25 protein-coding genes and 3 pseudogenes are annotated in these 22703 nt (G+C 59.1%); 11 read left to right on the top strand and 17 right to left on the bottom strand.

The window, feature by feature from the left end; all coding sequences use genetic code 11:
* Window positions 1-13: 13 nt before the first annotated feature.
* On the top strand, window positions 14-202 hold the full coding sequence (locus NKK50_RS09855; protein ID WP_352543300.1) for a hypothetical protein: 189 nt from the start codon (window positions 14-16) through the stop codon (window positions 200-202).
* Window positions 203-331: 129 nt separating this feature from the next.
* Window positions 332-871: a hypothetical protein gene (locus NKK50_RS09850; RefSeq protein ID WP_352543299.1), complete on the top strand. Its 540-nt coding sequence runs from the start codon at window positions 332-334 to the stop codon at window positions 869-871.
* Window positions 872-894: 23 nt separating this feature from the next.
* Here the strand turns inward: NKK50_RS09850 and NKK50_RS09845 are convergent, their stop codons facing one another.
* From NKK50_RS09845 to NKK50_RS09800, 10 genes are all read right to left on the bottom strand, one after another.
* Complete coding sequence (locus NKK50_RS09845) at window positions 895-1488, bottom strand: hypothetical protein (protein WP_023681011.1); 594 nt, start codon at window positions 1486-1488, stop codon at window positions 895-897.
* Window positions 1485-2072 carry a L,D-transpeptidase gene (locus NKK50_RS09840; RefSeq protein ID WP_023833460.1) on the bottom strand — a complete coding sequence of 196 codons (588 nt, stop codon included), beginning with the start codon at window positions 2070-2072 and terminating at the stop codon, window positions 1485-1487. Before NKK50_RS09840 ends, NKK50_RS09845 begins: the two co-directional genes overlap by 4 nt.
* Entirely contained in the window at window positions 2053-3219 is a 1167-nt protein-coding gene (locus NKK50_RS09835; protein WP_023833461.1) for a CpaE/TadZ family protein, read from the bottom strand. The genes NKK50_RS09840 and NKK50_RS09835 overlap by 20 nt, the downstream gene beginning before the upstream one ends.
* A complete protein-coding gene (locus NKK50_RS09830; RefSeq protein WP_280806705.1) occupies window positions 3216-3845 on the bottom strand; it encodes a TadE/TadG family type IV pilus assembly protein in 630 nt (209 codons plus the stop codon). Before NKK50_RS09830 ends, NKK50_RS09835 begins: the two co-directional genes overlap by 4 nt.
* On the bottom strand, window positions 3845-4336 hold the full coding sequence (locus NKK50_RS09825; protein ID WP_023744418.1) for a TadE/TadG family type IV pilus assembly protein: 492 nt from the start codon (window positions 4334-4336) through the stop codon (window positions 3845-3847). Before NKK50_RS09825 ends, NKK50_RS09830 begins: the two co-directional genes overlap by 1 nt.
* Window positions 4337-4343: 7 nt before the next feature.
* Window positions 4344-5867: a TadE/TadG family type IV pilus assembly protein gene (locus NKK50_RS09820; RefSeq protein ID WP_081726023.1), complete on the bottom strand. Its 1524-nt coding sequence runs from the start codon at window positions 5865-5867 to the stop codon at window positions 4344-4346.
* 69 nt (window positions 5868-5936) lie between these two features.
* Entirely contained in the window at window positions 5937-6233 is a 297-nt protein-coding gene (locus NKK50_RS09815) for a hypothetical protein (RefSeq protein ID WP_023744416.1), read from the bottom strand.
* On the bottom strand, window positions 6220-7665 hold the full coding sequence (locus tag NKK50_RS09810; protein WP_352499865.1) for a type II and III secretion system protein family protein: 1446 nt from the start codon (window positions 7663-7665) through the stop codon (window positions 6220-6222). Before NKK50_RS09810 ends, NKK50_RS09815 begins: the two co-directional genes overlap by 14 nt.
* Window positions 7666-7715: 50 nt before the next feature.
* Complete coding sequence (cpaB, locus tag NKK50_RS09805) at window positions 7716-8744, bottom strand: Flp pilus assembly protein CpaB (RefSeq protein ID WP_352543298.1); 1029 nt, start codon at window positions 8742-8744, stop codon at window positions 7716-7718.
* Between the two features lie 100 nt (window positions 8745-8844).
* Window positions 8845-9066, bottom strand: a complete 222-nt coding sequence (locus tag NKK50_RS09800) for a Flp family type IVb pilin (RefSeq protein ID WP_023833466.1) — start codon at window positions 9064-9066, stop codon at window positions 8845-8847.
* Between the two features lie 532 nt (window positions 9067-9598).
* Here NKK50_RS09800 and NKK50_RS09795 point away from each other — a divergent pair.
* Genes NKK50_RS09795 through NKK50_RS09775 form a run of 5 tightly spaced genes read left to right on the top strand, consistent with a single transcriptional unit; the run spans window position 9599 to window position 14071 of the window.
* Window positions 9599-10987 carry a TadA family conjugal transfer-associated ATPase gene (locus NKK50_RS09795; RefSeq protein WP_023833467.1) on the top strand — a complete coding sequence of 463 codons (1389 nt, stop codon included), beginning with the start codon at window positions 9599-9601 and terminating at the stop codon, window positions 10985-10987.
* Window positions 10987-11958: a type II secretion system F family protein gene (locus tag NKK50_RS09790; protein ID WP_023744411.1), complete on the top strand. Its 972-nt coding sequence runs from the start codon at window positions 10987-10989 to the stop codon at window positions 11956-11958. Before NKK50_RS09795 ends, NKK50_RS09790 begins: the two co-directional genes overlap by 1 nt.
* 46 nt (window positions 11959-12004) lie before the next feature.
* Window positions 12005-12925: a type II secretion system F family protein gene (locus NKK50_RS09785; protein WP_245265748.1), complete on the top strand. Its 921-nt coding sequence runs from the start codon at window positions 12005-12007 to the stop codon at window positions 12923-12925.
* Between the two features lie 53 nt (window positions 12926-12978).
* Complete coding sequence (locus NKK50_RS09780) at window positions 12979-13530, top strand: tetratricopeptide repeat protein (RefSeq protein WP_352499863.1); 552 nt, start codon at window positions 12979-12981, stop codon at window positions 13528-13530.
* Between the two features lies 1 nt (window position 13531).
* Window positions 13532-14071, top strand: coding sequence for a prepilin peptidase (locus NKK50_RS09775; RefSeq protein ID WP_023744408.1), 540 nt, complete (start codon window positions 13532-13534; stop codon window positions 14069-14071).
* A 278-nt stretch (window positions 14072-14349) separates the two neighbouring features.
* On the opposite strand, the pseudogene NKK50_RS09770 reads toward NKK50_RS09775, so the two are convergent.
* From NKK50_RS09770 to NKK50_RS09760, 3 genes and pseudogenes are all read right to left on the bottom strand, one after another.
* Window positions 14350-14545 (bottom strand): annotated as a pseudogene (locus NKK50_RS09770) (winged helix-turn-helix domain-containing protein); the annotation flags it as partial.
* A gap of 942 nt (window positions 14546-15487) precedes the next feature.
* Complete coding sequence (locus tag NKK50_RS09765; protein ID WP_155923512.1) at window positions 15488-15988, bottom strand: hypothetical protein; 501 nt, start codon at window positions 15986-15988, stop codon at window positions 15488-15490.
* A 93-nt stretch (window positions 15989-16081) separates the two neighbouring features.
* Complete coding sequence (locus tag NKK50_RS09760; protein ID WP_023706903.1) at window positions 16082-16321, bottom strand: exopolysaccharide production repressor protein; 240 nt, start codon at window positions 16319-16321, stop codon at window positions 16082-16084.
* A gap of 293 nt (window positions 16322-16614) precedes the next feature.
* Here NKK50_RS09760 and NKK50_RS09755 point away from each other — a divergent pair, with 293 nt between their 5' ends.
* Complete coding sequence (locus NKK50_RS09755) at window positions 16615-16800, top strand: hypothetical protein (RefSeq protein WP_023833470.1); 186 nt, start codon at window positions 16615-16617, stop codon at window positions 16798-16800.
* A gap of 194 nt (window positions 16801-16994) precedes the next feature.
* Here the strand turns inward: NKK50_RS09755 and NKK50_RS09750 are convergent, their stop codons facing one another.
* Window positions 16995-17180: a DUF768 domain-containing protein gene (locus NKK50_RS09750; protein WP_081726024.1), complete on the bottom strand. Its 186-nt coding sequence runs from the start codon at window positions 17178-17180 to the stop codon at window positions 16995-16997.
* A 1161-nt stretch (window positions 17181-18341) separates the two neighbouring features.
* Between NKK50_RS09750 and NKK50_RS09745 the strand changes: the two genes are divergently transcribed.
* Entirely contained in the window at window positions 18342-18500 is a 159-nt protein-coding gene (locus tag NKK50_RS09745) for a hypothetical protein (RefSeq protein ID WP_023706897.1), read from the top strand.
* Here NKK50_RS09745 and NKK50_RS09740 read toward each other — a convergent pair whose 3' ends face one another.
* Window positions 18501-19244 (bottom strand): hypothetical protein, encoded by a 744-nt coding sequence (locus NKK50_RS09740; RefSeq protein WP_023744401.1) that lies wholly within the window; start codon window positions 19242-19244, stop codon window positions 18501-18503.
* A 308-nt stretch (window positions 19245-19552) separates the two neighbouring features.
* On the opposite strand from NKK50_RS09740, the gene NKK50_RS09735 reads away from it, so the two are divergent.
* Together NKK50_RS09735 and NKK50_RS09730 are read left to right on the top strand one after the other, a co-directional pair.
* Complete coding sequence (locus NKK50_RS09735; RefSeq protein ID WP_023833475.1) at window positions 19553-19702, top strand: hypothetical protein; 150 nt, start codon at window positions 19553-19555, stop codon at window positions 19700-19702.
* 649 nt (window positions 19703-20351) lie between these two features.
* Entirely contained in the window at window positions 20352-21308 is a 957-nt protein-coding gene (locus tag NKK50_RS09730; protein WP_352499861.1) for an AAA family ATPase, read from the top strand.
* On the opposite strand, the pseudogene NKK50_RS09725 reads toward NKK50_RS09730, so the two are convergent.
* Window positions 21305-21741 (bottom strand): annotated as a pseudogene (locus NKK50_RS09725) (hypothetical protein); the annotation flags it as partial. The gene NKK50_RS09730 and the pseudogene NKK50_RS09725 overlap by 4 nt on opposite strands.
* A gap of 333 nt (window positions 21742-22074) precedes the next feature.
* Window positions 22075-22554, bottom strand: a pseudogene (locus NKK50_RS09720) (toprim domain-containing protein); the annotation flags it as partial.
* Between the last annotated feature and the right edge of the window lie 149 nt (window positions 22555-22703).

Raw genomic sequence — 22703 nt, 5'->3', positions numbered from 1 at the left:
CGTCCAGGTATCCATGGCGACCGCGCTGGCTACACAGGTATTCCTGTCGACCGCCGAGGAAGCCCGTAGCTCAGAACTCTCGCTGGCGCCGGCGCCAGGCGAAGAGGGATGTGCCAAGGCGATGTGGCCCAATATTCCTGAACGATGTTTGCACCGGGTCGAGCCGAAGGTGGTGACGCTCGTGCTCACCCAAAACAACTAATGGCGCATGGCGCTTTCTGATATGCAGCTGCCATGCGCCGCTGGCTGCGCTGCCGCGGCACCACCAACGCTCCGTTAAGCCTCGCTCAATCTCTGCAAGCTATCTTGTTGCCAGTTTGTCGAGGGTGACATGAAGCGCAAGTCGATAATGCTCTTTGCCTTCCCAGCTCTGATCCTGCTGATCTTGGCAGGGGAGCGCATGGCGACTTTCTTGCTGGGAGCATATCCGGCCAGTCCCGCAATGTGGCGGATCTGGCTTGAACTAAGGCCGCTGTCGACGATGTTCTGGCAACAGGTCGATCTTTATCTCGGGTCGTCGATGGTCCTTGATGCCTTGATGCTGGCCGCCGCGTCGATCGTTTGCTGGATGGCGTGCCGCACAAGAAGGTCGGCCGCGTTCTTCTTCCTTGCCAACCACGTCGCCCTGCTTTTCGCCGGGTTGATGATCGCTGTCACCAGCCATTCCGAAACAGCCAGCACGATCGCCTCTTTCACGGTACCCGGCGGCCTTCCGTTCCAACTTACGGTCGATTTCACCTTGAACAACAGTCTTGTGCTGTTTCTGGGCGTGACGGCATGCGCCTACTGCCATGTCATCTTCCTCAGCGAAACCCGACAGCGGTCCGAAGCGCTGGCCGCTAGGCTCGTTGCTCTGCAGCGAGATCTCTAGGATAGCCCCACCTTTTTCCGGCGTTAGTTGATCTTCCGGTAGTAAACCTTGCCGTCGGCCTGCTCTATGCGCTGGTAGTCGGGGCTTGGGGCAGGCGCTGCAGCTGCAATCCTCCTTTTGGGCGGACGCGGTGTATCGACGACGCTGGGCTCGGTCGCGTCTTCACCATCGAGAACAGCAGGCGCCTCCGCCATGCTGCTGGTCGTGTCGACGGAAGGTTCCGCTGCGCTCGACGTGATTTCGTCATGGACAATAGGCTGGTTCTGTTCCAGCCGGGCTATGCTCCGGTTGATTTCGCCAAAGCTGCTCTGCAGTTGAGTGTCCAGTTTTTCAAATCGGCTCTGAAAACCGTTGTTGACCGTGTCCAGCCGGCCCCCGATTCGTTGTTCAAACGTCCCGAGTTGTTCCAGGCGCCCTTCCAGAAAGCGCATATCGCTGATGCCGCGGTAGAGATAGACTGCGGCTATTATGTTCACCAAGGTGAGCAGGGACGTGCCGATGATGACGGCGCCGACAATGCTTCTGTCGCTCGGTTTCACAACGGCAGCTTGCTCTCCAATGTGGGTTGCTGTCCCAATCTCGATTGCCGGCATGTCCGGTTCGCTGATCATCGTCATTGAACCACCACCTTTGCGCCGATCGCGACGCGCCTGAAGAGATCGATCACATCGGTGTTGGTAAGGCGAAAACACCCCGATGTTCCATCGAAGCCAACACCCTTGGGATCGTTGGTTCCGTGTATCCGATAGAGCGTGTCACGCCCGTTCCGAAGCAGATAGAGCGCCCTGGCGCCGAGTGGATTGTAAGGACCGGCAGGCACCATTTGCGGCAGGTCCGGCTGGCGGGCGCGCATTTCGCGGGGTGGGTGCCATTCCGGCCATTCGGTCTTCGCCCCCACCTTGACTACCCCGGTCCAGCCAAATCCGTCGCGTCCGACGCTGATCTGATAGCGAAGCGCCTGGCCTTGTCGGGTCACCAGATAAAGCGCTTTCTCGCCCTTGCGGATAACGATTGTTCCGGGCTGTTCGGTCGTCTCGAAGGCGACAGTCTTGCGCAGGCTGGGCCCCATTGCCGGCAGCGGCGGCCGATCCGAAAGTGCCGATCGCGCGCTGGCAAAATCCTGGACCGACATCGCCAGCGCCATGCCCATGGCGCAGACCAACCCAAGGACGATCCGATACCTATTTGGCAGCAGCGTCATCGAGCCGCTCTTTGAACATCCGCTTCAGGTCCTTGTTGAAGCGCGCACGCCCATCCACCTCGGCAGGCAGGATAGCACGGTTCAACGCATCGGTCAGAAGCGCATTGTCCAGCGCGACCGACTTGATGTGCGGCGCCTTGAAGATCTTTTCCAGCTCGCTGCGCGAAAAGTGGTTGCCGAACCATTTGCGCTTGTGCTTGTTGGCCACCAGCGTGATGCTGACAGCATTACCACGCAACTCACGGATCTTCTTGTAGAGCCGTTTGCCTTGCCGCAGCGAGGCGACGTTGAGTTCGAAGACGATGAAGATCTCATCGCTCGTCGACAGCACGGAATTGTGCCAAGGCGTCTCGATGTTCGGCAGGTCGATGACGATGTCGTCAAACCGGTAGGCGACGAGGTCCAGCAGCCGGAAGACAAAATCACTGCCCTGCGGTTCAAAAGGCAATTGCGGCCTCTCGAAGGAATAGAGCGTCAGCCCGGACGGGCGCGAGAGCTTGATGACATCCATCAGCTCGACGTCGAGCCTCTCCGGCTGGCCGATGATGCCGCCGAGGTCGAACTGGTTGAACTGGTTGAGATAGGCGCCGCAATTGGCGCTCTGGAAATCTAGGTCGACCAGACAAGTGGAAGCCGCCCGCTCTTTCGACTTCGATGACAGGAACTCGGCCGCCGAGAGAGCGAGCGTCGTCGCGCCGGCGCCGCCGCTCGCACTGATGAAGGTGATGATACGGCTTTTGGTTCCCTGGTTGCCGGTGTCGTGGAAGGTCACCGCATTGAGCAGTTCCTTGCCGTCGAGCGGCTTGTGCAGCCAGTCCGAAGCGTTCATGCGCACCAGCACACGCGTCTGCTCCGACGACAGTTCGTCCGAGACCGCGATCAGCGGCACGGTTGCCCAAAGGGCGCGCACTTCGACGATGCCCGGCCTGCCGAGCAACTCGCCATTGCCGAGGTCGAGGATGACGATGCCGGGGCGCGTGTCCGCGGGCGGACCCCTGAGGAAGTCGCCGGTCTCGGAAATCCTGATGTCGTAGATCGCCAGCGCGTCGAGCCGCGTCGCCACATCGCGCTTGAAATTCGCATCCGACGAGAACAGCGCCACCTGCTTTCGCTTAGTCGGTGTAACCTTGGTGTTGATGGCGTTCATGGTGTCCACGTGCTCTTCATGTCTTCGCCCGTGACCGTGCTCAGCATGGAGGGCATGGTGATGTTTCCGAATCCGAGCAGTCCGGCCAGGAAGAAGAATTGGAAGGGATGATTTTTGATGCTTACGGTGATCGTCGGCACCGGCCCGCTGGGCCGCGTCCAGTAGCCAAGGCCGGAGGCGGCGTATTCGATCCGCACCTCTGACTTTTCCAGCATCGGCAGAAAGTCATGCATTCCGGCACGGTTGGCGGTGCCGTCATAGATCGCGTCGAACGCGACCTGGCTCGCGTTGACGGGGTTGCACAAGCCGCCTCCGATACTGCAGCAAGCGACACCTGCTGTGCTCGCAGCGCAGACATAGTCATACGTGCCGGCCGGGACCGCGGTGCCGACCTTGGTGATATCGCTCTGCGTCAGCGTCTCAGATGGAAGCCCGATGGCGACAGGAGTAAAAATCTGCGCGAGTCTTGCGCCGGCTTGCACAGCTTTGTTTCCAGCGTTCCATTGGTAAAAGGCGTAGCCGAAATCGACGAAACCGAGCAGAAGCGTCAACAGCAATGGCAGGGCGATGGCCATTTCGACCATCGTAGCGCCAGACTGCTCAGCGCAGAACCTTCGGTCTTTCATCACCATCCGAAGACGCGCTCCTGATGCGATACTTTGATGTCGATGCTTCCAAAGCCCAGATAATCCCAGAACACCATGCCGTTGTATGGCAAAGTGGTGCTGACCAGCACAACATCAACGTTGGCGCTATTACTTAGATAAAGTATGTTGCCACTGCCATCGGTCGCAGGAGTGGATGTCTTGGTGATCAAAACTGTCGGTGGAAGCCAGCCAGCTACTCTTGCGCTGCCGCCAACGACCGCGCCATTGGCAGCAAGGTTTTGGGCCTGACCCTTGCAAGTAGTCTCCCAATCGCTACTGCAGCGCGCCATGTAGCGGGCTGCATCCTCAACGCCTGCTGCAAGGAGCAGGCGCGTGTTCAAAACGTTGGAGAACTCGAACACACCGGCCGACAACAGCAAGACGAGTGGTACGGTGATCGCGACTTCCACCAAGGCGGCGCCCCTTTCGTCGCCTTGGAACCGCCGGATGATTTGGCCAAGCTTGGTCATGTCGGCTCTACCGATACAACTGGGCTTCATTGCGGAATGCTTTGTCGACAAGGGTGTTGTTGGCGAAGCCGCCATCGACGTCGACGATCTCCAGGCTGATAGGTTTTTCGGCGCCGGTACTTTCCGGATTGTCCTCGTCGTTGGGATTCACCTTCTGGATCGGGTTGTTTAGGAAGACGCTGGCATAGCCATCCGGCCGGACTGCGGTGTGCCCGTTCAGCTTCGCCTGGTTCGCCTTGCAATCGATGATGGCCATGTTCATCAGCCGGCGGCTCGGATCTGCCTTGGTGAGGTCTCCCTTGTAGCAGGAAGGCGTTCCCACTTCGTTTGAAGGCCCTTTCGACTTGTCGGCCACGATCCCGGCAGTGATTTCATACATGTAGACGTCATACCTGGACGCGGGAACGCTACGCTTGAGCGGGTCAGTCTTCGCCGGGAGGTTCGGATAGGCAGCGTTCTTGTGGTTGGCGGCCCAGTAGGCAGTCCAGAACGAATTCGCTGCGATCGGCAGCGTCATGCCCTTAGCCGAGTCATAGCCGCTGCCAACCGGCAGAGGCACTGCGGAACCATCTGTCGCGACATCAAACTTGTTGCAATTGCTGTTCTTGCTGGCTCCCTTGCGTACATTGCTCGCCGGGCGGTAGCCAAGGTCTTTGTTATTTTTCAAAGATCCCTGATAGAGATCGAAGCGGACGTTAAGGCCAGTGTTGACCTGTCCCAAGGTGACGCCGGTTTTGGATGTCAGCGAAGTGCGACTGTAGCAGGTACCTGCGGATCCCCTGGCCATTCCGTCCTGTACCGACGTCAAACCGTTGTCCAGCAGGCCAAAGTTGCCTGGGCCGGGGTTGCTGTCGACTTTGAGAATACGAAATTCACGGCTGTAAGTATCGCCCGATGCAAAGGCCTGTTGGATCGTCTTACTAGTCAACGGGTCGGACGTCTCGAACGGGTTGCACATGAAGATCGGCACGGTTTCGCAGATCGACTGAACGAACCCGGCCACGGCCTGTGGCTGGATATCGATGGTGTCCTTGCTGCCGATAAAGCTGGCGGGGAAGATCGTTTCAAAGGCACCGGCGCCATCGGCAAGTCCGGAAGCGTTCACCGTCACCAGGGAAAATGATACCGCCTTGGGATCGGTGCTTGCCCAGTTGACGCCATTCGCGTCAACGCCGTCGGCGCCCAATGCTATGCTGTCGCTCGCGGGTATACCGGTCAGGTAGGTAATGGTCACGTCAGACAAAGCAAGTGTGTGATCGCCTGACGTCGAAAACTTGGTCGTCTGGCTGGTCAGAAGGGTCGTTTTCGCCAGATTGGCCCGGGTGATCGAATCCGATTTGCCATCCAGCTCCGCGGCTGTCGCAAGCGCAAGCGCATCGACACCCTTCTGCAGATCGTTGTGAAGCCCGTTGGCCCGGCTCATATCGATGGCAAGCAACGCGAAGCCGATAAGCACCGGCAACATAATCGCCACCAGGATCATCGCTATGCCGCGTTGATCGTTCCAGAACGCCCTAATGGTCCCCAACATGACCCTACTCTCTGCTTCCTTGCACCAGGCCCCTCGCTCACCCGGCGCATTGCGACCGCATCCTTCTGTTCAATTCGCTCCGTTGTTCACCGCCCCGCCGACATTGACCGTGATCGCAGGCGGCGGCGGTGGTGGCGGCGGAAATTTGTAGCCCTGGGCAACAGCGGCAGCCCGCCTGCCGTCGCCTTCGATGTGTGTGTTCTTCGAGTTTGGGTTGAACGGATCGACCGTCTGCGCCAGCGAATTGTATTTCTGTGTGTCGCCGGCGGCCAGGGTCACCGAATCGTAATGGTTCAGATAGTCGGCGGCGCAGCTTGACAGCGCGCCGGCACACAAGAGGAGGATCAGGACGCTATTTCTTGACATAGAGCATCTTGTCCTTCGATTTGAAGTCCAGCATGTGGCCATAGGGTCCGGTCACGCCGTCGCCCGTTTCGTATTTGCGGATCATATCCTTGTTCACCTCCAGCTGACCGAGCACGAAGAATTCCGGATCGTTGGCCGGCCGTGTCTTGTCGAACGGGGTCGCCAGTTGTTCGCCGGGTTTCACCGGCCGCACGACGTGCGGCGTGACGATGACGACCAGTTCGGTCTCTTCCTTCTGGTTGCTCGAATTTCGGAACAGCGTCCCGATGACCGGCACCTGACCGAGCCATGGCACCTGGTTCTGCAGCTTGGTGGTCTTGCTGGACAACAGCCCGCCGACCGCGAAGCTCTGGCCGTCGCGCAATTCGACGACGGTATCAAGCTTGCGGTTGGTGAAGATCGGGTCGCCGGCGGTGGTGAAGCCGGTGAGGTCGCTCACTTCCGGCGCCAGCTTCATATGGATCTTGCCGTCGTCGAGTACGACCGGCGTGAACAGCAGATTGACGCCGAATTGCTTGTACGTGATGGTTATCTGGCCATCGGTGCCGATAACACGGATGGGCACTTCGCCGCCGGCATTGAAGCTGGCCGGCTCGCCCGAAAGCGTCGTAAGGTTGGGCTCAGCCAGCGTGCGTACCACACCCTTGGCCTCGAGTGCTTCGATAATCAGGTCCACCTTGATGTTGCTGTCGATAACCCGGGTGATCAAAGCCGCAAATGGATTGCTGCCCGACAAGAGGCCGCTGAGCAGATCGCCCGGGCCAAGCACCACGCCATCTTCGTCGGCGGCTGCAACACCCGTGCCTGTACGGGTTGTGCCGCTGCGATTCGTGCTCCTTATTGAAACACCAAGATCCCTACCGGCATTACGCTTGGCCTCAAGCACGCGAACCTCGAGATTGACCTGCTGGCTGTCGTCGACAATGACGGAATTTATAATGGCGTCGGGGCCATACTGCTGCGCCACCTCCAGGATTGACGCCAGCGTGGCTCCATCCTTGACGTGACCGCCGAGCCTGACCTTGCCGTTAATCGAGCCGATCTCGATGCGCGCCCGAGGCGCCACCTGACGGATCGCCTGCGCCATGTCGCTGACGTCGACACCGACTTCGATCTGGATGACGCCGAGCGAGCGCTTTTCCGGAGAGAAAAGATTGACGGTGGTGGTGCCGGCGCCTTTGCCGATGACATAAAGCGTCCGGTCGGTCATGGGCTGGGCATCGGCGATCTTCTCGTCGCCGACAACGATGTCGCCGAGATTGGCGCTCACCTGGAGCGTCACCGACTGTGACATCGGCAGGAAGATGCGATGGACGCTCGGGTTCGATACGTCGATGAACCGGTCGGCTGCTTCAGCCGCCGCAATCGACGTCAGCAGCGCAGCCAAACAGCACAGCGCGGCCGCCACTACCCTCATCCAAAACCCCTGCATACCCGTCTCCCAAACTGCTGCCGCCGGCAGCCCCGCTTCGCCGCGTCCCTTTATGGTTGTCGCGGCACATCATAGGATTCGAGCTTCACGCCGCGAAATACGCCCACTGTAACATTTTTCGGCGGTGCCGGCTCCAAATACTTGATAACTTCCTTGACGACTTCTTTTGATGCGGGTGCCGTCACTACGGCCGGAACCGGCTTGACTTTGCTCAACTGGTCGAGTTGGTTTCCCACCCTGTCCACGGCCTTTTCCAATCCGGCGATCTTGTCATCCGCGCGCTGGCGTTCGGCGGCGGCCGCGGCCTGTTTGTCAAGTTCGGCCTGCCTCTTCGCGACATCGTCCGGCGTCTCGCCGTTCAGATCGGAAAGCGTGACGCGTTCGGTCGCCTCGCCCTTGTTGGCGGCTGCCTGGCGCAGTGCAAGAGACAACTGCCCCGCACCGGCGGCCAGCGTCAGTCTCTGCGCGTCCTTTGTGGTGGCTTCGAGTGTCACCGACTTAACCACCGTCGGGTTGTCCTTGCTCACGTCAGCGACCTGGTCTACGGCGAGCACCTTCATGCTCTGCAGCAGAACGTCGACAAAACTCTTGTCCATGCCGTCATCGCCGCGCACCGAGCGCGTCAGCAGCACATCAACCCGGTCACCCGGGAAGACGAAGCCGGCGACGCCAAGCACGTCGTTGACGCGGATGGATACGGCCTTCATGCCTTCACCCAGCACCGCCGAAAGTGTGGCGCGCTGGCCTGGACCGGTGATCTTGGTGGCGAGCACCGGCTCGTTGGCGCTGATAGCCTGCAGCGCCTGCCTTGCGCCGTTGCCGGCCATCGCGTCCTTGGTGGTCTTGAACGCGCCTGCTGGTATTGCGCCGGCCGGCCACGGGATCTCGCGCAGCTTGTCCGCATCCAGCGTGTCGCCGAATTTCAGCGGCATTGCCGCAACGACGACCGTACTGGTCTGTGCTCCATTGGATTGCGCCATCGCAGTGCGCTGGCTCGCCAGCCAAAAATTGGCAAGCACAACCGCAAGTACGCCGAACACGCCGGCGAGGACAATCATGATAAGAGTATTGGCGCGCATCTCTCCACCCCAAAATCGCCCCCCAGGACGATGCTAGTTTCTTCCTGATGCAGAAAAAACCCGGGTCGAGATCGATCCCGACCCGGGAGTTCACTTCATATCACGGCGTGCAATCGCCACCAGTGGCGCCGGTAGCCGTGACGCCCTTGCCGTCGAGATTGGCGCAAAGGCCTGTAAACTGATCACCGACCCAGCCGCCGATGGCCAGGATCGCCAGCAGCGAGGCCGCAGCGATAATGCCGACCAAGATAGAATATTCGACCATAGCAGCGCCGTTTTCGTCGTCGCGGAACTGCCGGGTCATCGTCATGAGCTTCTTCATGTCAATTTCCTCCCCTTGGAGGTTTGAACCCGACGAGACAGAGCCAAGGATGAACTCCATACCCAAGCATCCCCCGTCACCTCAATCCTAAGGCTCGCGAAAAAGCAGAGTCAAACGGGATTAACAATTCCTTAACCTTCCAATACCTATGCTCGCGAGTTCAAGGGCGACTTGAATCCTTACAAGAGCTTGATTCTGCTGATTTTTCAACCCTCCTTAACCATTCGTTCACAATTTGGCCGCAGCCAAGGCAGAACGATAGAAATATTAGCATACCTGCATATTCCTTTATATCTAAGGGTTTACGGAGATTTTTCACCCAGCATCTCATTTGTTGCGGCATGAAAGGTTCCGTGAGGTGGAAGTTGGGGTAGAGGGTTAAGCGGGCGGATCGAAATAAAACGATATTTTTCTGGCGTCCTCCTTAACTATGTTGAAAGCATTGGCCTCACGTGAGCCCCTCCAGCGCTTGTGCCTCGCTTGGTTAACGTTTAGTTTCCGCTAATAAGGGGCTAGCGGGGTATAAGGGATTATGCTGGGGCGGTTTATCAAGGGACCAAGCGAGCAGCAGGTCGCGACAAGAGCCGAGCAGCCGGCGGTGCTGCCTGTCGCTCCGGCCCTTTCGCCGACCGCTGATATTGAATCGCGCGGCGACGATTTCCTGACGCTCAAGGTCGAGCTTCATCGCCACCTGATCGATCGCTTCAATCTGACCGCCCTTGAAAATGCCTCCAAGGATGAAATCCTCAATGAGATCCGGCCGATCGTGCGTGAGTTCGTTCGCGGTCGAAACGTGCCGCTGAATGCCCGCGAGCTCGATCAACTGACCATCGACACGGCCGACGAGATGCTGGGGCTCGGTCCGATCGAGCCGCTGCTCAAGGACGATTCCATCACGGATATAATGATCAATACACACAAGCGTGTCTTCATCGAGCGGCGCGGCATGATCGAAGAGACGGCAATCCGATTTCGTGACGAGGCGCATCTGCTGCGCGTCATCAACAAGATCGTCTCCAATATCGGCCGCCGGGTCGATGAATCGTCGCCAATGGTTGACGCGCGCCTGGACGACGGCTCGCGCGTCAACATCGCGGTGCGGCCGATCTCGGTAGACGGTCCGCTGGTTTCAATCCGCAAATTCTCGAAGAATCCGTATTCGCTCGAACGACTGATGACGCTCAATTCAATCAAGCAGCCGATGATCGATCTGCTGCGGATTGCCGTTCAGGCGCGCAAGTCGATTCTGGTTTCGGGTGGCACCGGCAGCGGCAAGACGACGTTGCTTAACGCGCTGTCGAGCTACATTCCTTCCAGGGAACGCCTGATCACCATCGAGGACGCGGCGGAACTGCAATTGCAGCAACCGCATGTCGGGCGACTGGAAACCCGCCCGCCCAGTGTCGAGGGCAAGGGCGAGGTGCGCCAGCGCGAATTGGTCAAGAACGCGCTGCGCATGCGGCCCGATCGCATCATCGTCGGCGAGGTTCGTGGCGAGGAGGCCTTCGACATGCTGCAGGCGATGAACACCGGCCATGAAGGGTCGATGACCACTATTCACGCAAACACCCCGCGCGACGCGATATCGCGTCTGGAGCAGATGGTCGGCATGGCCGGCATGCCGATGACGCACGATTCCATTCGAGCGCAGATTGCTTCGGCCATCGACATTATCGTGCAGACGCAACGGCTCGCCGATGGAGGCAGGCGCGTAACGTCGATTTCCGAGATTACCGGCATGGAAGGCAATATCGTGCAGCTGCAGGAAATCTATCAATTCGTCCGCCGCGAGGTCGCGGCCGATGGCAAGATCATAGGTGATTTTCGCGCCACTGGCGTCCGGCCCCGGTTTGCAGCGGAAGCAGCGACGCTCGGCCATCATTTCACCAAGGACGCCTTCAATCCGCAGGTCGCCCTCTGATGCTGACCGGTCAGGGGCTGCTTTACTTCATCTATGTGCTTGCGGCGGCGTCGGTCATTCTCGCCGGCGAGGCTCTGTATCTTTCCTTTGCCGGTCGCCGTGCGGCAGCCGGGGCGATCAATCGTCGGTTGAAGAGATTGTCAGATGAAATTCCGGCTGAGCGGACTTTGCAAAACTTGCTGCGCGAGCGGGGACTGACGGAATCGGGGGACTTTCTTTTTGGCCTGGTAGGGCTGAATAGGCTCTATACCCAGTCCGGCATTACCGGAAATCCGCTGACATTCGGCGGGATGTTCGTCTGCGCTTCCTTGGCATTGGCGCTGCTGCTGTCATTCGTCTTGGGAAAGTCGTTCTTGCTCGCACTCGTCGTTTTTCTTGTTGTCGGGTTTGCGCTGCCCCTTCTCGTGCTTCGCCGGGCCCGCAGCAAGCGAATCCAGAAATTTGCGAAGCAACTCCCGAATGCACTCGACATGATCGTACGCTCGCTGCGCGCTGGACATCCGGCCTCAGTGGCAATTGGCCTTGTGGCGCGGGAAATGCCCGACCCCCTGGGAACCGAATTCGGAATCGTGTCCGACGAGATCACCTTTGGGCTCAGCATGGAACAGGCCGTGCGAAAACTGTCTCAGCGGGTAGGATTCGAGGGCCTCCACCTGCTTTCGATAGCGCTGTCAATTCAATCCAAGACCGGCGGCAATCTCACCGAAATACTGGCAAATCTCTCATCCGTGCTGCGTGAACGGCAAAAACTACGGATGAAAATCAGAGCGCTTTCGTCCGAGGGGCGAGTCTCGGCCTGGATCATCTCATTGTTTCCAATTGTGATGTTCTTGATCCTTCAGGTTACGGCTCCGTCTTATTATGGCAAAGTATGGCACGACCCGCTGATTGTCCCTGTTTTTGTTGGGTTTGGAGTGTGGGCCCTGTTGGGCGACTTCATCATGTATCGAATGGTCAATTTCGACTTCTGAGGAGCGAGCCATTAACCTGCTTTCCAACCCCAGCGACTTGGGCTTCATGGTCTCCATCGCCGTTTTCGTGGCGGCGGTGGCGCTTTTCCTGTTTGGCGCGCTTGTCTTCTTGCCGGCCCTGCAGACGCGAAAACTGGTCACGCAAAGCCTTGTAGGCGAAGGTGTGGTCGACGCCCGCTCGCTCGCGGGTCAGGAAGAACTGGCCAGGATTGCGGCGCAGCGACCTGTCGACGCATATTTTCGAACAATGGAAAAGGAGCGGCAGGAGCCCAGCGCGCTTGAAGCGAAGCTGTTTCGCGCCGGCTTCTATCAAGCGAGCGCTCCGTTGCTTTATACCCTGTCGCGGCTCGGCGCCGTGTGTGTCGGATTTTTGGCTGCCTACGCAATCCTGCCCCGGGTGTTGCCACCGCATTTACCCGGTTTCGTGGCTCTAGCCGGCTCCGCCTTGTTGGGGCTGGGGTGCATAGTGATCCCAGCCATTCTGCTCGATCGCTTCGAGAATGCTCAGAAGGAAACCTATCGTCGCGGGTTTCCAGATTTCATGGACATGATGATCACCTGCGCGGACGCCGGCATGAGCTTGGAAGCAGGGGTCGAGCGGGTCGGCGCGGAACTTGCCGCCACGCACAAATGGCTGGGTATTCAGTTGTCGATCATGAATCTGCAGCTGCGCGCCGGCAAGCCGTTGCGGGATGCGCTGCGCGAGCTCGCGGAACGCATCGGGCTTGAAGAGGCACGGGCTCTAGCCGTGCTGTTTAGGCAATCGGAAGAGCTTGGCACAAGCCTGACGGAGGCGCTGCGCGTCTACAGTGACGAAATGCGAGGCCAGAGAATCCTGACGGCAGAGGAGAAGGCCAACTCCTTGCCCGTCAAAATGATGATTCCGTTAGGGTTGTGCATCTTTCCTGTCGTGCTGATGGTCATCATGCTGCCGGTGATCATTCGCATGAAGGGCATTTTCTTCTAGTTGCGCATATGCTTTGGTCCTAATATGGGTCGGGGGACTCACGGGGAGATTGTATGAAAAGGCCAATTGCAGTCGTGGCCTGCCTGTTCATGGCGGCACTCGTCGGCTGCCAGACGAACGGGGCGGTCACCACCGACGGTGTCGTTCGCACCAACGAGCCTTCAAAAGGCGATGTGACTTCGTTTGGTGATGCGTTCGACGGACTGAAGACTGTCGGTGACGTCGAATATTATGCCTCGGACCAGGCCGTTGCCGAGGCCAAGAACCAGTTCCGGGCGGAAAATTACGGCAATGCCGGAGCGCTGTTCTACAAGGCGACGCAACTGGCACCCAACGATGGTGGCGCATGGATGGGCCTGGCCGCCTGCAGCGACCGCATCCACCGCTTCGACCTCGCCGACCGAGCCTACGCCCGAGCCTTCAAACTGGTTGGCGCGTCGCCCGAATATTACAACAATGTCGGCTATTCCTACCTGCTGCGCGGCAAGCTGCAGGACGCACGTGCGAATTTCCTCAAGGCCTATGAACTGGCGCCCAACGATCCGACCGTGGTCAACAATCTGAAGCTTCTGTCGTCCAGTGTGAAGAACGTCGAGCGGCAGTAGCATGCTGTTTTTTGGATCGGTACTGCTCAAGGCGCTCACCGTCCCGCTGCTCGCAAGAGTCGCCTGGCTCGATTTTACTACCCAGAAGATAGCCAATCGCGATGTACTGCTGCTGCTTGGCCTGGGCTTGGGGTCGCTTGCGCTTTTCTCGCTCTATTCGAGATCATGGTTTGGAATGGGGCTGAGCGCGGTTGCCGGGCTTCTGCTTTTTGTCATGCTTTTCCCGTTCTGGGGCCTGCGAAAGATCGGCGCCGGCGACGTCAAGCTGATGGCGGTTACGCCGTTCCTGATCGGCGGCGGCAATCTCGCCATGTTTTCAGTGTTGTTGCTGATCCTCGCCCTCGCCACCGCGGCGATCGTGAGAAACCCGCTTATGCTGCCGGCAGGCGCCTTCCGGCTCTTTGTCCAGCACTTGGACCGCAAGGGCGTCGTGCCGTTTGGCGTGCCGATTTCGGTCGCGGCAATCTGCACGATCGCGTTTGTGATCTACAAAAGTCTGGTGCTGGCGAGCAGCTCCGGAATCCTGGATCAGCTTAATTGAACCTCGGCAGTCCGCTCTGCTGCACGAAGCGCGCGCCGACGTAACCTTTGCTTAATGCCGAACTGGCAGTCTATCTGCCTATTGAGGGTGGGCTATGATACAGGATTACCGGTCGACAGTAGCCTGGTTGGCGGCTGGATTGATTGTTGGTGCCGTGGCGTTCCCGTTTGCGGCTGTTGTCAACAGACCGGCGACACTAACAATTATCAGCGCCGAACCGCCACCGCTCCCAATCATCAAAAAGACGTTCGTCCGAAAATGGCGCCGTACATAGGCGATCACTGGTGCCTGTCCCCAATACCGCGTACCGTCTGCAGCCAGACCGGATTGGACGGATCGCGCTCGATCTTGCGGCGCAGGCGGTTGATCTGGACGTCGATGGTGCGCTCGCCGACTTCCGAATCGTCACCGGCGAGTTCATAACGCGGCAATGGTTTCGCCGACCCGTGCGGCGAAGACCGCCAGGATCTCTTGCTAGCGGCCGCGCGCCCGCCGCCCCGCCTCAGTTCGCGCCTGCACAGCGTGCCATGCGTTCCCCAGCGCTCCTAACGACATTGGCACGATCATCGAAGGTTGCTTTAATGGCAGGTTCCAGATCGAAAAAAGGAAGAGAAGAAGAATCTGTGCGCTTTCTGCACACAGTCTCCCAAACTATCTGCTTTTGCAGGAGTCGCCTGGTGATGATCTGCCTCGGGAGCCGGCGATCGGCGCGGAGGCGACCATTCCTGGCAAAAAAATTTCCGGCTTCGCATGACCTTCCGCCGCAACACGGACAAGACGCTGCCGGCAAGGGGCTGAGCAATAAAAAGCCCGCCACCGTGAGGCAGCGGGTTCTCTTTCGGAAATGATGAGCTGCCTTTTACGGCCGGCCTTCATCGGGCGGGGTTGCGGATGCCTCTGGCCGGACATTCGACGTCATTGAAGCGAGGCACTCCTCCAGACGTTCCAGCCGCGCCTTCTGGCATCGCAGTGTGTGCGCGACGTCATGCAGCCTGGATTTACCCTGAGAGTTGGCGGCAGCGATCAAGTCTATTTGGAGCCGACTGATCTCGCTCCGCAGATCGCGAGCGTCAGCTTCCATCAGACCCCTGATCCATCCAGCCCCGCGCATTCCAGCACACCATCCACCGAGACCTGCGTCGCACGATAGCAGCGAGTTTGCTAACAACCATGCCATGAACCTTCTCGAATTTTATGCATTGCTAATATATAAAAAGCCCGCCACCGTCAGGCATCCGGGCAGTTTTTGCCCCGTCGGATCGGACTGTGAGGTTTGTCACAGACGCATCGACGTATCGGCGTAGGCTACGTGCAGTTTCCTGCAGGGGTAAAGGGAGTGGTCCCGATGCTTGTGAACCTTCCTATGCTTGTGAATCTTCCTCTTGTCGCAGTTGGTCCCCTTGCCGATTGGGTCCGTCATCGAGCCGAGCAGAACGCGCTGTTGAAGGCAACGGACGAGTTGAGCGCGTCACCAGACGACATGCTCAGCGACATCGGGATTTCCCGTGACGACATCACGACGTTTGCGTTCCGCAGCCCGGCGTCGAGACGTTGGGGCTGAGCAACAAAAAAGCCCGCCACCGTGAGGCTGCGAGCCAAATTATTCGAGAAGCAAACTGGATCGTTCCAGGTTCTGTAGCGCGGGAAGCGCGGCCGGTAGCCGAACACCCGGCCGAGGATGCGAATGCAAGAAGATGGCCCTCGTCCGCACACCAGGGAATCGAGAAGGAACGTCTCGTGCAGACTTCCCTTGGCGGCAAAGCGGCCCCCATAGCCTCGCCCGTGATTGTTGCACCAGCTCATGGTTTGCGGATGACCGCCTCCAAACATGGCGACCACAACGCACCCGTCCTCCAGTTCCGCGTCTGGATCAATGATAGGGCTTTCAGCCCGAAGCTCGGGGTAGGTGTCTGTCACCGCAAACACGTTGTAGGCCCACTTGCTGGCGGCACTGCGAGGCAAAACTGCTGCCCCAGGGTCACGTGACCGTGCCGAGACGATCGCGGGCTATCAGATGCCGTCGACGTTCTCTTGAGCCGCGACCGAAATTCGACTAGTCGAGTCAGCCGCTTCCGATGATCGCCAGTATATCAAGCAAACGACCAGCCCGGCGTACCCGACTTGCAGAACGATCAGCGCAAGGACCGCACAGCCGAGCGCGGTCCAAATTGAACCGGCTTCGATGTAGGTCCAGATCGCCACAATGATCGCAGTGGCAGACATGCCGACCAGGAACTGTGGAAAATACATTCCTCACGCATTTCATTAATTTAGCGATTGCACAATTAGCCGATTCTAAAATATCGCTGCAGCATGATGTCGCATCGGCTAGCACTACCCATCCACAGAAATGGTCGCTGCAGTCTTTGGGTGTGGGGCCGCACCGGCCACCGCGCGCGAAGATAGAGCCCCCGCGCTGCCTAGATATAGTCATATCAGCAATCACGCCATTAACCATGTAGGCGCTCCCAAGCCAAAGCTCAGGGAATCCCTCTTGAAGGCTCAAACGAGAGGACAAGCTAATACCGTTGAGAGTCGCGGGCATGGACGACGGTATGGGCGAGCATCTTGGGGTTTTCGACCTTGACGCTTTGCGCAAGGCTTTCCTCGAGTTCGTAGAAGAGCATAAAACCACGGATCATCCTGAGTGGGGCGAACTCGCCAAGCTGTTCCTCGAAAATCAACGAGAGCGGCACCAAGAACCGGACCCTGCCCAGCCGGAGGGGTGAACGCACTAGCGCTGTGTGACCGGACCGGCGCAGAAGCCATGACCAGAACAAACCGGGGATTCACGGATTCGCGGTGTCGATCTACATTTGCTCTGAGATGGCATTGGCGTGGCGCTGGCCGGTTAGGTAAGCGAGCCCCTTGTCAGGCAGTCCGGCATGTAGGACATGACCGGCACGTCGGGGAAGCCTCAGGCTCAGTCCACCCTTTCGGCGACACGACGATTCACTTCGATAATCAATTCGAAGACGCTTTCAAGCTCGCCGTTGATCTCGTCGGCAGGAATCCCGGCCTTCTCGGCAGCTGTCATCAACTGGTCTTTCAAGTCGCCAACCGAGATGGGGTCTCCCCGCGCCACAATGGGCAGTTGTTGGCTACCCACTTATCGAGAAACCTCAGGCCACGGACGCTCATTTGTTAGCAACCTCTCATCCTTGACACTGCACCCGCCCGCGGCCGGGTGACACCCGATCGCATAAGCGTGACGATTCCCTCCTATGACTTCCCGCATGCGGTTGTCGATTCGACTTCGAAGGCCGTGATCGGCCAGATATGGAATTAGTCGGCCCGGTCACGCGCATCGGCGACAAGGTAACCGTCAGCCTGCGGCCACTGGTGACTGTCGACGCCGAGCACGTGCGCGTTGTTGAGAGCCATGTGGGGTCGCCACGGCGAAAAAAGCCGATTGTTAACAAAGCCTAACGGCGCTGCTTGAGGAGATCAAAGGCCTCGTCGCAGGGGCAGCCGCCGGAAAGAATGGGATTCGGGCCGCTTTGGATTATAATGCGGTTCCCGAGCCAGCACGGCGACAAGTACCGAGCAGTCGAGTTCCTCGTTGAACGAAAAGTGCGGGTCGGCCTCTGGCAAGATCTGAGCCAAGCGTAGCGATTTCAACCTGGCTGTCTTGGCGGCACGTTCTGTGCATTCAACCTCATTGATCGCTTTCGCGGACCGCACTGCACCTCGGCGTTCTCCCAGCCAACACATTTCCTGGTAGCCTCATTCTCACCTCCCCCCAACGCAAATTTCTACATTCGGATGAACCATGTCGCCCTTCATTCTGATGAAGCCCAAGCTGAAGCAGCGGACCAGATGGCCCGCGATTGTGGGCTCGCACCGCCCGGCGAGGTGACGCGAGCCCGGCCGAGTCTTGCGGGACCCTGGACAGGGACAGCACCGAGTGGCTGGTGTCGGCGCTCCTCGAGTTCCTCATGGAAGGCAAACACCCAGAAACACCAAAGATGACTGTTGAACCGGCCGCTGGCGCCGCCAGAGGCCGCGACCAAGTTCTAACCGCCATTTTTGAAGGCATAGCAGCAGCCTATCAAGCCAACGCTCTATGAAAACAATGATCCTTTGGACAATTGCGCGACCTTTGCAGAGACGGCACTAGCGTCGCTGGAGTCGACTGGCTTCAGAGTGGTGCGTTAAGCCACCTTTGCTGCCTGCACGGTTTCGGGTGAACCGTGCAGGTTGCCCAATGGGGCGACAGTGGAACAAACTGAGGATTCACATTCCCGGAGTTCCGATTTGGAATCATTCCATGGAAACGGTGTTCGATGATATCGCCAATGCCCTCAGAGAGCCCCGCTCAGACGTGTGGCGCCCAGTCCGCGCCTTCGCCCTCGATCTTGCCGCCAAGCTGTTCCTTGGCCTCGCTGTCGGCCTAGGCGTTTGCTTTGGAATGGCGCTGGCTGGTTAGCTATCTCGCTGCGGCCGACTGAAGTGCGACAGCTGCAAAATCTGCCGTTGAGTTTCCCGAAAACGTAGCAGTCTCTGATTCAGCGGAGGTCGAACTTGTTGATGCATGGATGCCAAGGAAATCCTTTCCACAAAGGGCACTAAAATCTTCGGTGACATTGCTCATGGACCCGGAGGTGGTGCCGGAAGCGATGAGCGAGATAAAAGCGATGCCATCGGCTGGAATGGTGATGGTAATCCTGTCGCCGCTTTCTGCAGCTATCGCGGCAGGTATCTCAGAAGCTCCAACCACTCTGTAAATCTGCGCCGTGACAGACGGGTTGCCGCCATCAAAAGTGAACCCGATGTCGGTCGACGTTGTGTTTTCCAATATGTCGCCGCTGCCGGCTGATATGAACCAGATCTCGGAATTGGCGCTTGAGGGCACATCATGACTGCGCACCAGGCGCCTTGCCCGAAGGTCGCCGACAGTTACGGTATCTAGCGTCCGCAACTCCCCGAAAAACTTCCATGAGACTTCGAGCCAGATATCCCTACCGGTAGCAACAGCACCAAGGTTTTTCGAGGGCGCCTTAACCGTGGGGCCAGGGACGAGCCCCCCAGTATTAAAGGCCGAGACAGCCGAGACCATGATCGGTGACGAGCGCTGTAAATTCTGAAAGCCAATGATCGCCGCCGTGATCGCCAACGCCGCCAGGACAAGGGCAATCGCTATCCAAACAACTGACCGGCGTCGATTTCGCATCGTTGCCCCAACCCTAGGGGAAATATCAACGTATTAGCAACTGCTTGTATTTCTCGTGAACCAGGATCATTCTTGCCGCACGGAGGCCACCAGTAACGATGGAAAAGGGGAACGTCATGGAATCCGTTTGCTACGCCCAAAGCTCGATCTGTTTGCTGTCGCTCTTAGTCAACACCACGATGGCGCTTATTGTTTTGACGCCATTCGCAGCGACGCGCCTGCTGGTGTTGAGGATGCGCGCGGACTCGGGCCGAAACCTTCAACTCGCCTAAGCGCCGTGGGCAAACCACGTTACCGAGGCGCAGATCATGCGATTAGTTCTGTTGATCCTTGCCGCCGTGTTCTACATCTGGGACAACGTTGGCGAACGCGCCACCGACGAGATCCGCACTCATCTACAACGCCCGCAGCGGCTAAGGGCTTCGGTGCAGTCGTATTCCTTCCAGACCTTACCCTGAAACATCTGCTGCGCAAAATGCCTCTTAGAATCGCTTGGACCCTTGCTGGCGGCCGCGGCTCGTTCGCGGCACATCAAGGACATGTTGGGGACCTGCCAGCCGCCTGGAGAGAAGCGGATGCGCGGCGCCGGCAAGGCCGCATCGACGTGTGCAGGAAGGGATGAGCGCAAAACCGACATTGGCAGGAAAACCCGGGTAAATGCCGAGGCAAGACCGGATCTGGATGGCATCGACTCCTTCGAGGATATGGGCCTGCTTCGGCTAATCCAATCCCTTAGCGTATAAAGCATGCGATATGGACCTGTCGGATTGTTTGTATTCAAACGTCTATTGCAACGCAATATCGTCGGCAAAGAACGTCCGAATGGGGCTGTCGGCGGCTCCGTCGTGGGAACGAAAAAGAAGAGAAGCAGGACTTCCGTGTGCGATTTCTGCACGGTCTCCCGCAACGTCTGATATTACTTATCTATCCGCTCCATCCATCATGGGTGCAATTCGATCGAGCCTCACGGCTCCGATTGTGGAAGAGCAGGCCATCCGATTTCTGTCCAGCCATATCCGTCGTCACTACTACCCTCCTTCCTGCCTTCCCTTTTCGTGCACAGACGTCAGTCATAGCCGTGCTACTGCATGATCAACGTTCGGGAGCGTGCCCGCCCTTCCCTGCCCCACAATTCGAGGCCGATGTTGCCAAATATCTCGGAGACGGCGTGCTTGCCTATTTCGGGTGGCCGATGGCTTACGAGGATCACGCAGAGCGTTCCATTCGGGCTGCCTCCAGGCCCTCGCCGCAGTCGAGGCCATCCAATCGCCCGACGGCGAGCAACCGAAGGCGCGTATTGGCATCGCATCGGGCCACGTGGTGGTCGGCGACATTGCGGGCAGCAGCGTGAACGAGCGCGCCTCAATCGCAGGGGACACACCCAATCTCGCGGCGCGCCTGCAAAGCGCTGCCGCTCCCGGTCAGATCGTCGTTGCCGACAGCACGCGTCGGCTCGCCGGGCAGTCCTTCGAGATCGAGAGCCTCGGTGAGCAGGAGTTGAAAGGCTTCAAATCGCCTATTGCCCTATTCGCGGTTCGTGGCGAGCGGGAGGTGGAAAGCCGGTTCGACGCAGCGCACGATCGCGCTTTGTCGAAGTTCGTCGGCCGAACCAGCGAAATCGGCATTCTGCTCGAGCGCTGGGAGTTGGCCGAAGCCGGCCAAGGCCAGGCGGTTTTCGTGTCGGGAGAAGCGGGCATCGGGAAGTCGCGCCTCGTGGATGCGCTCGAGGAACGGCTTTATGAGAGCCATCATGAGCTAATCCGGCTGCAGTGCTCCCCCTATCACATCACCTCAGCCTTCTACCCCATCATCCAACGCCTAAGCCGGCTTGCAGGCTTTTCATCCGCCGACAGCGAAGCCATGCGCGATGAAAAATTTCGCGCGATTGTTCAACGTTACGGGGAACATCCCTCGGAGGTCGGACCGATCTACGCCGAGTTGCTCTCGCTCGACCTCGGCGGCGCGTTCAAACCGCTCGATCTCTCCGCCCAACATCGTAAGGAACTCAGCGTCCACACATTGGCGAACCGCGTTCTGCTCGCGGCGAAGATTGCGCCGGCCTGATCGTAGTGGTTGGCCGCCTGGTCACGCATCAGGTCGAAGGCATCGCGCCGTCGATCATGGTCTGGCCCTGGGCGGTGAGTGTCTCGAGTTCAACCGCCTTGATCTCGCTGCCATCCTGTTCGCGCTGCAGGCAGCGCTGGGCATGCTCGTTGTCGTCCAGTTGCCGCTCGATCCGGTGTACAGCTCGGTGGAAGACATTGGTGACGGACCAGAGCAGGTCATCGAGGTCGGGTTCGAGGCGCGTGTCGGCCAAGGTGGCGATGAGAGCGTCATAGATGTCGGCCACGGCTCCGGCCACGTGGTCGCCGCTGGGAAGCAGTCGCGGGTCGGGCTCGTCGGCATAGGGGCGCCAGCCATAGAGCTGGAGTTCGGTGAGGATGTGAGCGGTCGGAGAAGCTGCGTGGTGCGGTTCGGTGTCGTCGTGCTCGGCCATGGGATGCTCCCGTCGGTTTGACCGCGCCCCTCGCGGCCTTCATGGCGACGAGAGCCCGTGGGCGGGTTGGCCGGACACCCGAAGCGAAGCGGAGGGCCGGAGCGTAGCGAAGGATGGCGGCGGCCGGCTATTTTGCATCGCGATGGAAAGGCGTCGCACCCTATCGCTGGCTTTCGCCAGCAATCGCGCGCCGCCGGAGAATAGTCGGCCGCCGCCATTGCCTGGCCGGCGAGCTTGTGGGCTGATCGCCCTCTCGAAGGCCGGATCGCGGTTCTCTACCGCATCCAGGCAACGCCGCCGGCACCGTGCGCCGCCGCACGCTTCCCTGCCGGCTCAAGTAAACCGCTTCAGATAGCGGAGGCAGTCCTTGCGCATCAGTTGGTCCGCAATCGGGGCACGGAAGGCGGCAAGTCCGAAACGGCCGAGGTCTTAGTTGAAGTCCTCCATAGCCGGCGACAGCACGATTGCCTCGATTCCGGCGTCGGTCGCGCGCTCCATCAGGCTGTCTCTGGCACCGTCACCGGCCGGATCGTTGTCGCGGATGACGTAGAGCCGCCGCAGGTTCGGAGGGAACAGGATGGCGGCAAGATGGGCTGCCGAGAGTGCTGCAGCCATCGCCATGTCAGGCAAGGCGCATCTGAGCGACAGCGTCGTCTCGACCTTCGCCTGCCGCCATGACGCTGTCGGGTACGCCGAAGCGGACGCGTGACTCAGAAGGTCACCCATTGCCCGACGCGGCGTGTCGACGGGTGCCTTGCCGGCGCTGTCCCGTGCGAGCCAGGTGCGGTGCGCGCCGGTCAATCCGGCGTTTAACATCCGCTGAGTGTTTTCATTTTTAACGCAATCCCCGATTGGTAGACTCTCGCGATGCATCGGCAGCTACTGGCTCCGTCGGGCCGAGGGGGAGGCCGACGGGAGTAGCAACCATGCCCGTGCAGAAACAGGACTTTCGAACCAACAGG

Source organism: Mesorhizobium sp. M0001, from assembly GCF_040324255.1.
Taxonomy (GTDB): Bacteria; Pseudomonadota; Alphaproteobacteria; order Rhizobiales; family Rhizobiaceae; genus Mesorhizobium.
Note: the sequence above shows the minus strand (reverse complement) of the source record. Positions and strands in the feature narration are given on the sequence as shown.